Raw genomic sequence first — 12,419 nt, forward strand, 5'->3', positions numbered from 1 at the left:
TCTTTATAAATCATTTTTTGGACTCTTTAAGAAGATGGAAATAATGATGGAAAAAATAACACCGACTAAACATAGACAGAAAAGAAACAAGTTCCATTTCCCTCCAAATTGTAAGGAGAACCAATCCTGAGCACCACTTGAATAGTAGCCTAAGATTAACGATCCAATGAATAGCGGTGCAGTAATAAACCCGTCATAAATCGAATCTTGCATTTGTGACTTTTCTTCTTCTAACATCTCTTCTGTATCTTCCATTTGTTTGGTTAAAACCATCAAGGCATTTGAAACTTTTTCATTATACAGATAGGCTTTTAAAATAATGCTCCCTAGACGTTTGGACCAATTGGTATTGGCTGTATACGTAAATACCTGGACACTTTCTTTTAATTCCTTTTCGCTACGTGATACTTGTAAATCAGAAATTAAACGGATGGTTACTTTTCTGAGATCCTCATTCTTAATTTGCTTTTGGGTTTCTACTAATGCATAGTACATATCCTGTTGGTTGGCACTATAATTTTGCGTTAATCTTTGTACGATAGATAGAAACTCTAAGCTCATGAGATAGCGAATCTTGTTTAATTTCAATCGCAAAAATATATAGGGAATAGTGGAAAGTAACAATCCAAAAATGGCAGCAACGACCAAGTCATGGAGTGCTATGAAAAAAAGAACGAACATGGAAAACCCTATAATCCCACTAAAAAGAACAAAAACTTGAGCGTCTAACTCATTCCGATTATCGCTTGTGGTCCGAATTAGGAGTGAAATATGCTTCACTAAAGGATTTCTGCTAACTGGGCTTTCCTTTACATCTAAATTCTTTTTAATTCTTCGTATCCTATATTTATAATTCCAGTCACTATAGGTAACTTTTAGCGATTCCATCATGATTAAGTAAGCAACTCGCAAAGCTACTACGAGCAAAATACCATAGAGAATGTAAATTACACCGATATGCCAAATCCAATGTACGATGTTAACCATTAGAATTCTCCAGCATGTCATGAAGTAGCTGATCTTTAATCAGTTCATAATCAGACATAGGCGACTCTTTTGCTTTTCTCGCTAAGTGATTAATTAATATTTTGGCATCCTCTAGACTTTCTCCCGCCATTAAAGCAAGTAGTTCTTTTGAGATATTAGAAGAATAGTAATACTGATTTGTAGTCGGACTATAACGAACTAAATCTTGCGTTCGGTGGCGTCTTTTCTCCTCATCCCAAATGATTTCCGTTACCCCAATGACACGTTTCCTTCTCCTGTCTCTATCAGCACTCATTGTTACAATAATATCTATGTTTCTAGCAACCCGCTCCAACTCATTTTCAAAGTTCCGGTTAGGAAACTCATCTAGGATATGTCGTGTAATTTGGGGAACGACATGTTCTACCGTTGTTAAGTGGTAGGTAGAGTATGCTCCTCTTTCCCCACGTTCACATGCCTGAAGGTAACCCTCCGTCTCTAATGATCGAATTTCACCAACAACTATAAAATCATGTTCCATCCGTAATAAACGTGGAATGGCGTGATGTAAGTCACCCTCTTTTGCCTGTATCTCAAAGATGAGTCGGTTCATTTCTTTGGATAAGTTTAATTCAAAGTGTTTCTCTAATACGCCAATTACATAAGAAGGATCTCGTTCTTTAATCATGGTTTTCATAAAGGTTGATTTGGCTGAACGTACCCTTCCTGCGAAGATGGTATTGGCCATAACTCTAGATAAGGAGCGGAAGAAAGGTATATCATCTTCCAATATTGTTCCTAAACGGGCCTGTTCTTCTAAACCGAAATTTTTCACCACAAATCGGCGGAACATAATATAGTTTTCCTTTCCCCGCGGCTTTTGTATCATGGTGATACGGCTACCATCTTCTCTTTCAATCTCTAATTCTGGAGATTGTTCATTGATAATGGCATCCTTGATTCGGATAGTAAAAGCCTTCTTGATTCTTTCGACCCTTTCAATACTTTCAAATTCTTCCTCTTGTTTTACAAAAGTACCGTCTACATCAATCCAGAGTTGAGTTCCTCTTATTACGGCTGCTTCACTGTTTGGCATCTTGTCCCACTTATGAAGAATGCTGACTCCCCATACTTCATGGAAGATAGCTTCTGATAAAGAATTATAAAAAGATGGATAATCCGTCGAAGAGATATTCTCTTTATGAAGCACCTCGTTAATCTTCGTAATGAAATAAGACATGGCTTGCTCATCACCGATAACTGCTCTATGTTGCCGTTCTAGCCAAATGTTGCTATTGTCTTCTACAATATCTGTTATGTCATTTGGTGTTTTTTTATCAATGGACCCATCAATGACAATCTCTTGTAACTGACTTCTTACTTTCGTACAAATATCTTTAAAGGAGCGGGTTCTAGCATATGTATTTATTCTAACTACCTGCTTCAATCCATTCTTTGAAATGGTATCAGCCAACCATTCTGAGATAACAAACTCCTTTTGAATACCAATTTCTCTTTCCATGCTGTTCAGGTTCACTCACTCCTTTCTAATTAAAGAGAGAAAATAATCCTCTTTTCTCTTTCGTTTTTCCGATAGGATTAATAGATTCAGAAATATTACCTTCTGAGATAATTAATTTTGATAGGAAATCTATCTCTTTTGAATAAGCACTTTCCGTAAAGTCGTATAGTAACTTTCTTTGATAAGCAGCCATTGTTCCAAGTTCTTTCACGTCTGGTATAGTCGATATCTTCACCATATTTAACTCATCTTCTAGATCTTTTTCATTGATGAGTGTGTTTCCAGGTTGGTATTTATTAATAATGAGCAAGAAATCATCGGCGCTACCACCTGCAGGTTCAATTAGCTGATGAAAGACATAAGGGAAGTAACCACGGTAACCCTTTACTTCCTGATTAGTTACTAAGAATTTTAAACCACTAGATAGGTAAGACTGAACGGTTGGAGCAGTATCAAAATGAGTACCTGCATCAATCAAAATAACATCGAATATTTGCTGTGCTACCTGGATTAGATGTTCAATCTCATATGGTTGGTACATTCTCTGCAATTTAATATCTCGATTTCCTGCTAAGTGATAGAAAGAGTCATTGTAATGGATTGCTTCTGACAATCTCTGTACCGTTAAATTCTTTAGGTTAAGATCTACTTTCAAATCATTCAAATATTGGCCTTCATAATGGTAAAGATAATCAGCTGGGTCCCAACTGTTAAGACTCAATACTAATACCTTTTCATCTGTTTTTTGAGATAAAGAACGAGCAAGATTTAGAACCGTTGTAGTGACTCCTGCTCCACTATGTGTTCCGAAAAAGCTAATAATTCTTTTGGTAGAGGTATTATCTTTTTCAAATAATCTAGCTGTAATTTCGTCTACGAGCTGTTCCTCCGTACTGTACTCATTCATGACATGGATTTTAACAGCTGCTGCTACTTTCGAAATTCGTTTCGTTAAAATATCACTCTTTAATGCAACTGGTTTGAAGAAAATAGTCTGATTAGGATATAGCTCTCTAATATGGTTTAAATCATCGATTTGTATCATTTCACCATCTAAAAAAATGGCATCAATGTTTTTTTCTGTATTAGATAATGAGCTAGTAAGAAAGGCGGTCAGCCCCTCTTCCCGTTTCTCAAATAACTGTTTATACGTTGAGTTTTTTGAAACAATAAGTAACTTCATGTTTTTAGCCTCCTTCATTAATAAGTGATATAGAGCTTAGCTTCATTCCCTAACACTTGGTCCATTAACATCGTAAAATCTTCATCATTTAGGATTACTTCTAGATCACTGATAGTTGATGTAGCATTTAACCTTTGATCCTCGGTAGTTTCTTCTGTAGTTGCAGAGACGACTTCTTTGTTACCAGAATCCTTTACGTATACTACTTTGACATCTTCTAAAAATGGCATAGCACTGGTAGAAGCTTTTTCACTACCTTTTGAATTTTTACTGGACGAGCCATCTTCTTGCATACTATTGGAACCATCTTTGCTCACTAGATAAATATCTACGGTATCTTTCCTTCTAAGAGAGCCTGGCTGTGCGTAAATCATATCCTTCGTGATAGGTCGAATCGCTTCTCCCTCTTCTTTATTTGGAACGATTTCTTCCACATCCAACATATTGCCAGATATCATCGAGTTACCATCAATTAATTGGCTAGAATCTATGCCGATAATGGAATTGATATCTTTGGCTAGTACTACATTGCTAATAAGGGTTTCCTTTGGTCTTCTTTCAGTAGTAATCTTATCTGCAGTTATTTTTTCGCTTTTTTGTATTTCCTCATTGGCTTTCACTACTACTACTTCAACTGAATCAATTCGATCTCGTAAGAACATATCGTAGACAAAGATGAAAGCTATTGTACAAAGTGCAGTCATCAAGCCGAGAGTAATTTTGACAGAGGGTCTATTTAAAAACTTCATTATTTTGTTTTGCCTCCTGATTTGATTTTTGGATAGAGATTTTTTTATGGAATATACTTCTTAAGAATCCACCTTTCGTTTTATTGGTTAATACTTCTTTTGGTAGAAGCAGCTCCGTTATAGGTGAGAACAGGTTGGATATTTTCAATGGATAGTCCTTTTGATCATTTAGGAAAACTCCTTGATATTGTGCTTGGAAAACATCCGTATCTATAAAGGAAGGCAAGGTTAAAATCAATTTCTCTGCTAGTAAATCCTTAATTAATGGATTATTGGTTATCCCTTCTGAAAAGCGATTACCAATAAAATGAAGCTTTTCAGATTGGATGATCGACTTCAGCTTTGGACTCTCTTCTAGTTGTTGCAGAAGCGGAACATCTGGAGTCACTACCATTAATGCAATATCCGCAATATCCAATAAGTCTTTCGTAATTTCTTTATCCCAGCTCGTTCCGATATCAATGATGTTAATTAAAGCATCACTGGAATATAGAACCTTTATAAATGTCTCCAATGAAATGTCATTTGGAGCTTCATAATCTGATGTTGGGTTTTGGCAGATGATTTGAACACCATCTTTCGTCCATTCACTTGTCTGGTTTGGAATTTTATATTCCATTATTAATTCTTGAAAGAGGCCCCTATAATTTGGAGCATATTGAGTACCAAAAAAACGATCATAAGTATACGGAGTAGTTAGTGGAGACTCCATGTAACTAACCGAGATACCTGTTCTCGCAATGTTCCTTGCTAAAAGGTGAGAAACAAAGGAGCTGCCGTTTCTTGCCGAGGGACTTCCAACTAAAACTGTTTTTCGTTTAACGGGTATCCCAATTACTTTCTCTGTATTGTTATGTACATGAATGTTATAGTCCCGCTTGATCACATTCTTTTGAACCACTTTTTGTACTACTTTTTTCTCTACAACCTTTTGAACAACTTTCTTTTCAACCACTTTCTGAATGACCTTTTTTTCAACTACTTTAACGGGTCTAACCGTTTTTTCTTTCTTCTCTTTATCCTTTTGCTTTTCTAATTCCAACCGCTCCTCTTCCTGTTTAGCAGCAAAAAGAGGAATAGTAGTAGATAAGTACTTCTCTACCTGAGAGAATTTAGGCGGTTCTGAAAGCTGTTGAATAAACTGGTCTAAATCAATGGTGTTTTGATTAAAGATATCCATGATACCGACACTAACTAAAGTAGAAAGATACGGATCTTTTGTCGGGCGTTCACATAAAAAGACAATACGCATTTGATTATCGTATTGGATACGACATTGTCTAATGTAGGCCAGCAATTCATTATCTCTATCCACTTGTTCCGCAAAGGAACTTTCCAAGTAACGGTCATGGATAATTAAAATATCTGGGGTTTCGAGATCGACAATTTCTTCTAAATATCGTCTATGTAAAACCTCTTGATTAGCTAGGGTGAATAGGCTTGTATGCTTGTCAAAAGCATCGCACAAGATTTCTGTATAATTACGATCCCCAACCGCTATAAGTACCTTTTTCATGAATAAAAAGCTCCTTTAAACACAAAAACACCCGAACAGAAAAACCTACTACACGCATGTGTAGTATGCTTTACGTTCGGGTGTTTCCCGTTAATTTATATGATGTTTTTATCGTTCAATTTAAAGTTATAGTCTAGTTAATTATAGCTGATCTCAATACTTCTTAAAAGAGAATCACTAATTTACTTTTTCATAATATCATTTGGTCTTAAAAGTATCAAGGGGAAAAAGATATTTTTCCCAAATTTAATATTTAAGATTTAAAATAGTTGTCTTTAAGTCTTTTGGTATCTATAAATCTATGATTCCCATCGGGTAGAGTATACTTCCTTGATCCTGCTGTTATTGGTTCACCTTCTGAAACCTTTTTAAAATAAAAAAAGGAACCATCCTTTTCCAACATTAAATCATGTCCTTTATCCTCATAATATTTACCTTCAAGTAACTCAAATGTGTGATTAGTGTTTTGGGTAGCTATTATCTGTATATCTAGATTAGTAGGTTCTATATCTTTTATATAATCCGAAAAGGAGAAATTATTTTTTTCTAACCTATTATCAGTGTTTATAGGTAATAAGAATACCACAATTAAATCAGCTGCCATAGTATCTGTTGCAGCGTATGGTACAGGATCTTCATTTCCTTCAGCATCAGGATTATATAGATATATATTAACATCCATGCTAACAACAACATTTGCAGCAATTACAATGTTATCACCGTATATAGTAACATCTTCTAAGTTAATATCGGTTATATCACCATTTAAGGATGGTGTTACATAACCACCCATAAAATAATCAGGATGAATATCTCTCGGAGAGATTTCATTAAAGTAAGCTTCTACGTCTACTTTAATTGAATTAACAAAGTTTTTTGTAATAAGTTCTGTAAGAAGGCCATTTCTTAATTCAATCTCAATATGAGGTAAAAAGTCCTCATACAACATTTTGATATGAAGGTTTTCATCTTTAAATAGCGTGTTAATAATTTCCTCGTTGTGTGCAAAGAAATCATTTGTGTTTTTATAGGCAACTATATTTACATCATCAATTAAATCAGGATGAAGAGGATAAGGATGTTCTGCCGGACTTTGATTAGCATCCGGAGCTCCAAAATCTTTAGTGTTATTGGTAATGAAAAAGCAGTTCTCTAATTGTTGTTTTTGAATGAATAGCTTGTATGTATTCCAGATTATAGCATCACGAATTTCTTTTCTTGCATGTTTAGAACCTTTGCTTTTAACAATAAATGGTGGTTTTTCATTCATATCCAATTCAACAATAAGAGGAAGTAGATCAATATCGTAAGGTACCCAATCTAATTGATTCTCTGCCTCTAGCTTTACATAAAACTCTTCGACACAATTTATCATTAATTCTAGCTCTTTTTCAGTATCAATTGCGATAGAGGGAGTAATTAAATACCGACTTACCATATTATAAGCCTGGGACATTTTATTAAGCTGTTCCTCTATAAAGGCTTTATGACCTCTCAACATCTCTTTATATACCACATCATTTATATATAATTTCACATCTTCATGTTTGGCTAATTGAAGTAGTAATGCATTTTTTCCTTTAGTTAAAAAGGGGTCTCTATAGATAAGATTAGTGTCCAAAAAGATATTCATTGATATGTGCTCTCCTATTTCTTGAATAATGGTAATTATATCAAGAAATGCCTTTTTTGTGTTGGATCTTTAATTTTGGCTTTGAAGGTTTGCAAATCTTGAAAAGCTAAACTTTAAAAACTCTTTATACGTTTAATAATTTTTGGTATGCTTGTTAAGCTAAATATGAAAAAGGGTGATGAAGTTGAGCGAAGAGAAGTTCAACGGGTATGATAGTTCAATTATTTATGACTATAAGGAATATCCTGACAAGAAAAGTGGTCGCTGTGATAATTGTGACAATGCTCAGTTTAAAAGTTCTGCTAAGAATTTCACTTTTATTCGGGAATGCCGTAAATGCGGAATGAAAAAAAGTATTTAATATCTATTTTTGCAAAAATAAAAAATTAAAAGGCATGGGATTATATATCCCATGCCTTATTTTATCTTAATGCTAATCACTTTAGATTCCTTCTTCATATCTGATAACTTTTTTGCGAATTTTTTTACCGCTGGATCTTGCTTCTTCTTGCTACTTTTCATTTCATCTCACCTCGTAATTGTCTATAAAAAAATTATTACCAATAAAATCTTAAAATATACAAGTATAGTTAAATAAAATTGTTCTAATCCCCTCTCTGCTTGTCTATATATCTATTAGAGCGGAAAAGTGGAATAGTGACGTAGAGATAAGGACATTTTTTGTAATGGGAGAGGATAGGATGGGATATATCAATCCTTTATTTAATGAACAAAGAATAATAAAGGAACAGAGTAAACCAGTGTTACTTCCGGAAATAAAGCAGGAGAAAAAAGTAAAAGTAAGGCAGATTAGAGCTGATAAAACACACAAATTAAAATTTCCAGTAACCAATATAGAAAGAATGAAGTTGCAGTCTTTGTGTAAACAAGTGCAAAGATCCTTAAAAAGTAAAGGGGCAGAACCAATACAACAAACAAAGTTGAATACGTTATTACTTCATTATGGTTTAAATAATCCAGCTATTTTGGAATGGGACTGGCCATACAAAGACTCTAAACACTATATGCATACTAATCTTTTAGAAACTGTTTTTGAAAGGGAAATTGGAGGACCATATGGTTTGGCAATACGTAAAGGGCTATCTGAGCGAAAAACAGCATATATGGTGATAATGTCAGTATTAAAATGGTTAGAAGGAGGTGGTAATATTGAGGAAATCTTTTAGTGGATTAGATATTTTAAATGGAAGGATGACTGGTGCATATAAAGGTTTTTTCCAAAGTTTTTTTTCCTCCAAAAAATACATCTCAATAAAGCTACCTTATTACGATTACCTTAGAGGACAGGTTTTTATACAAGATCTTAAAGATAATTATCCCGAGGCAATAACCTCTTATATTGATATTGGTCATTTAATTGAATTGTTGTACAAGGACTTTTTGAATCAAATAAAGAGAGGTGTAAAGAATGAAGATGTTGCTATATACCTGAAACAAAGTATGGAGAAGTACTTTCCAGTAAAAGTGGTTGAGAAAAGAGTGTTTAAACAAGTAAACCATCACTTGTTTAAATATGAAGAAATGGCGGAAATGGACGAGGATGAGGAAAATGAAGAAAAGTTTGCATATATAGAGATACGTTATTCAGAGAAAGTGATATTGAGGGGAGAAATCCTTTTATATGATCTTACTCCATTCCTAGATAATACAACTATAACGGTAGAACAACTGATTTCGATTATATATCTTGATTTTATCAAACGGGTTCAGGAGCATGGGAATTCAGTCACTGTCCAGCAGACTATCCTGAAAAAGCTTCAGAGTAAATAGAATGAGACTGAAAAGGTGTATTTGGAATGGAATTCCCAATACACCTCCATTATTCACTGCAGTTTAAAACTATAGTTTGAAATCTTCTTAACAATTGCATCTTTATTTTCAGCATTTGTTAGTTTTTCTGTTATACCTTCTATATTCCCATCCGCTATTGAGCGGAAATATAAGGTATCTTCATCTTTTACGATTATAAAGTTACGGCCCTCTCTTTTAGAAAAAGAGCTTTCTATATCTCCATATACTTCTTCAGCAACAAGTCTATATACTTCATACTTATCAACTTTCTCTCCAGTTTTTTCTACAGATGTAATATTATAATTGGTATCATCTTTATGTTCATCTTTTATAGTCCAAGAACTTGGAGAATCTACATGTATAATTTCATTCGTAGCATGAATGCCAATATAAGTATCTCCTACTGGAAGTAATCCAGCAGCAGTCGCTGTTTTACTCTCCTCTTTTGTAGCACAAGCTGTTAAGGTAATGATGGTTAATAAAGATAGAATTAAAGATATAGCATATTTTTTTAAATTCATTCCGTTACTCCTTTACTAGTGTTTCTAAATAAAATGCATAGGTACTTGGTTATGTAATGACTTTTGGTTTATTCGAAAAGGGCTAATACCGATAAAAAGGAATTAGCCTCTTTTGATTAAGTTATTCAATGGTCTTTATAAAAGAAATAAATTTGTCCAATAAATTAGAGTCATAATATTTGTCCTTTAATTCAATTAGTTCGGACAGTATTCTTTCTTTTTTTAATGGTTTTTGATAAATACGACCATTTAACATGGTGTCATAGGAATCAATAATTCTAATTATTCTGCCCAAGAGTGGAATGTCATTCCCTGCTAAAGAATAATAACCACTTTTGTTGATATTTTCATGATGGAATAGAATACTTTTTGCATAAGTACGGGGAAAATCAGCTGTATCTAAAATTATCTCATAACCGTACCTGGTATGTTTTTTTATTTCTTCATATTCTGATTTAGTAAGTTTCCCCTCTTTATTAAGAAGTTTAGAGGGAATAAGAAGCTTCCCGCAATCATGGAGAGAACCTAACTCAAACATATTGGAATTCTCCATGCCAAGAAGGCCTCTAGAAGCTTGCCTACTCTTATAGAGTGTTCATAAGTAGCGGTGCAATGTGATCTGAGAGACTCTAATAATGTTTCTACAGTGAATTGTGTAGTTACAGCCATTTATTCCTCCTATATAGGTAAACGGATACGATTCAAACCTTCTTTATGTGGTTGGAAGAAAGAAGTGTTTAGCCCCTCTTCCATAAACTCTTCTACACAAAGAAGTATATTAAAGGGATACGTATCTAATAAAAGTTCTTTTTGAATCTGCTCAGCAATACTTAGAGTGGATGTATAAAGGATAACCATTTGGACATTCTCAGGGAAGTCACTTACTGGTAGACAGCCATATTTTTCGTGAACATATTTCCAGTTTTCCAGTTTATCACGAAAATACCCTATGTAATTCTGGTTCATTTGAGCACGATCAATTAGAAAATTTATGTTACCATTCTGTGTTTTTATTTCCCCTACTCCTAGCGGGAACTTATATCGGTGATTATTCGCAATTCTTGCATTCCATTTCCACTTGCTTAGTACTTTTCTTTCAATAAGTTGGCAGCGGAGTTCGTTCATTGCTACATATCTTTTAATACCACCAATACCGTAGTTATCCCAACGGTTAGGGTCCATATAGAACTGGTCATTGTAATAATGCTTAAGTAATTTGAAGCCCGCTACTCCTAATGTAAAGGGAGCGGCTGGTTTAATCGCTTCTTCTACATCTGTACGGATTCGTACTTTCCATCTTTCCACTATTCCATTGGTGCGTAAGCGGTCCAATCTTTTAGACGTGTCTGATCGGCTCATGATTGGTTCCATATACCGACGTAATTGTTCTTCCGTAGCACATATAGCATCTCCTAATACCTTTATAAGGGTAAAGTCCTTATCATCAATGATTTTTCTATTTAAGAGTGTTATTGCACCTTCAATACCTGTGTAAGGGAAATATTTTTTTGGGAGTATCTTGCTACCTTTTAGTAGAGGGTGGTCCCAAAAAGGAACCTCCCCATTTCTGGTAGTAAACATAGGGTATTCAATTTCTTGTTCCATCGTATTCATTACTCAAACAAGAAACTTGCTGGATCTTTTAATTTCTTTTTACCCCTTGGATAACCTGTAATGGTTACTCTTGCTTTTCGATTCTTTTTGTCTACGCTACGTACTACACAAGATACGATATCCCCAGGCACAGGCTCATCTAAATAGTTTGGCTTAATCCCTTTCACTTCTAAGCCAACATCCAGCTGCACAAAAATACCATGAATAGGGCTGACAGCTGTTACTTTACCTGCAATTGTATTCATTTCCTTTAATGTTTCTAGCTTATTAAACGGGTCTTCAATGGTAGCTCTTCTGCTTACTTGAATTAAGAAGTTTTCTTTATCGAAGCGGAGTACCTTCACTTCAATTTCTTCTCCACGATCAAATAATGTTTCTACACTTCTGCTTCTATCCCAACTCCAGTCATTCGGCAGCATGTAGCAGTCAGCACCATTTACTCGAACGAAGATACGTCGTGTAGTGGGATTGAAACCACGCACAATACCTTTGAATACTGTATTCTTTAGTTCATTGGTTTCCTCTAGTTCTGTTAACTGTTCCATGAAAGCAGCTCTTTTCATGTTGTCTGCTTCCCGAACACTTACGATTGCTATCTTATCTTCTAGGTTTAAGTTAGTTATGATAAACTCCTGGATACTCCCAGTAAATCCATTTAGAGATTTGTACTCATGATCAGAAAATTCATTACTAGGGCAATAAGCTGTTATATTACCCTCGAGTTGGAAAACTGCTACCTCTATTGATTTATCTACATAACTACCGTCTTCTAAGACTTTGGATGTTTTATAACCTACGGAAGTAACTACCCCTTTAATGATTTCTCTATTTCTTCGGATTCTTGCTAATTCCTCTAATTGTTGGTCGTTTGTCCATGATGCTTGAGTTAATTCTGCCACTTAT

The 12,419-nt window shown here is 34.6% G+C and carries 13 protein-coding genes; 3 read left to right on the plus strand and 10 right to left on the minus strand.

The genetic code is table 11. From position 1 onward, the window contains the following. Positions 1 to 3: 3 nt before the first annotated feature. The 6 genes from NCCP28_RS18250 to NCCP28_RS18275 form a co-directional block, all read right to left on the minus strand. Positions 4 to 987 carry a hypothetical protein gene (locus tag NCCP28_RS18250; RefSeq protein ID WP_127739930.1) on the minus strand — a complete coding sequence of 328 codons (984 nt, stop codon included), beginning with the start codon at positions 985 to 987 and terminating at the stop codon, positions 4 to 6. Continuing rightward, entirely contained in the window at positions 980 to 2,503 is a 1,524-nt protein-coding gene (locus NCCP28_RS18255) for an ATPase, T2SS/T4P/T4SS family (protein ID WP_235856658.1), read from the minus strand. Before NCCP28_RS18255 ends, NCCP28_RS18250 begins: the two co-directional genes overlap by 8 nt. Before the next feature lie 10 nt (positions 2,504 to 2,513). Beyond that, entirely contained in the window at positions 2,514 to 3,671 is a 1,158-nt protein-coding gene (locus NCCP28_RS18260) for a P-loop NTPase family protein (protein ID WP_127739932.1), read from the minus strand. Between the two features lie 17 nt (positions 3,672 to 3,688). Continuing rightward, positions 3,689 to 4,333 carry a hypothetical protein gene (locus NCCP28_RS18265; RefSeq protein ID WP_248562706.1) on the minus strand — a complete coding sequence of 215 codons (645 nt, stop codon included), beginning with the start codon at positions 4,331 to 4,333 and terminating at the stop codon, positions 3,689 to 3,691. A 70-nt stretch (positions 4,334 to 4,403) separates the two neighbouring features. Next, a complete protein-coding gene (locus NCCP28_RS18270; RefSeq protein ID WP_127739936.1) occupies positions 4,404 to 5,936 on the minus strand; it encodes a P-loop NTPase family protein in 1,533 nt (510 codons plus the stop codon). A gap of 253 nt (positions 5,937 to 6,189) precedes the next feature. Then, positions 6,190 to 7,569: a PIN domain-containing protein gene (locus NCCP28_RS18275; protein ID WP_127739938.1), complete on the minus strand. Its 1,380-nt coding sequence runs from the start codon at positions 7,567 to 7,569 to the stop codon at positions 6,190 to 6,192. A 178-nt stretch (positions 7,570 to 7,747) separates the two neighbouring features. On the opposite strand from NCCP28_RS18275, the gene NCCP28_RS18280 reads away from it, so the two are divergent. From NCCP28_RS18280 to NCCP28_RS18290, 3 genes are all read left to right on the plus strand, one after another. Then, positions 7,748 to 7,930, plus strand: a complete 183-nt coding sequence (locus NCCP28_RS18280) for a DUF8096 family protein (protein ID WP_127739940.1) — start codon at positions 7,748 to 7,750, stop codon at positions 7,928 to 7,930. Between the two features lie 340 nt (positions 7,931 to 8,270). Beyond that, a complete protein-coding gene (locus NCCP28_RS18285) occupies positions 8,271 to 8,756 on the plus strand; it encodes a hypothetical protein (protein WP_127739942.1) in 486 nt (161 codons plus the stop codon). Then, positions 8,740 to 9,360, plus strand: a complete 621-nt coding sequence (locus tag NCCP28_RS18290) for a hypothetical protein (protein WP_127739944.1) — start codon at positions 8,740 to 8,742, stop codon at positions 9,358 to 9,360. Before NCCP28_RS18285 ends, NCCP28_RS18290 begins: the two co-directional genes overlap by 17 nt. Positions 9,361 to 9,413: 53 nt before the next feature. Here the strand turns inward: NCCP28_RS18290 and NCCP28_RS18295 are convergent, their stop codons facing one another. The 4 genes from NCCP28_RS18295 to NCCP28_RS18310 all read right to left on the minus strand — a co-directional run bounded on the left by NCCP28_RS18295 (position 9,414) and on the right by NCCP28_RS18310 (position 12,415). Next, on the minus strand, positions 9,414 to 9,902 hold the full coding sequence (locus NCCP28_RS18295; protein ID WP_127739946.1) for a hypothetical protein: 489 nt from the start codon (positions 9,900 to 9,902) through the stop codon (positions 9,414 to 9,416). 121 nt (positions 9,903 to 10,023) lie between these two features. Next, positions 10,024 to 10,440 (minus strand): HD-GYP domain-containing protein, encoded by a 417-nt coding sequence (locus NCCP28_RS18300; RefSeq protein ID WP_235856659.1) that lies wholly within the window; start codon positions 10,438 to 10,440, stop codon positions 10,024 to 10,026. Positions 10,441 to 10,580: 140 nt separating this feature from the next. Further along, on the minus strand, positions 10,581 to 11,483 hold the full coding sequence (locus tag NCCP28_RS18305) for a replication-relaxation family protein (protein ID WP_237944429.1): 903 nt from the start codon (positions 11,481 to 11,483) through the stop codon (positions 10,581 to 10,583). Positions 11,484 to 11,515: 32 nt separating this feature from the next. Next, the gene (locus NCCP28_RS18310; protein ID WP_127739951.1) at positions 11,516 to 12,415 is read right to left on the minus strand and encodes a S1 RNA-binding domain-containing protein; all 900 of its coding nucleotides are present in this window, start codon (positions 12,413 to 12,415) and stop codon (positions 11,516 to 11,518) included. Positions 12,416 to 12,419 lie beyond the last annotated feature (4 nt).

The organism is Niallia sp. NCCP-28, assembly GCF_023168165.1.
Taxonomy (GTDB): domain Bacteria; phylum Bacillota; class Bacilli; order Bacillales; family Cytobacillaceae; genus Niallia.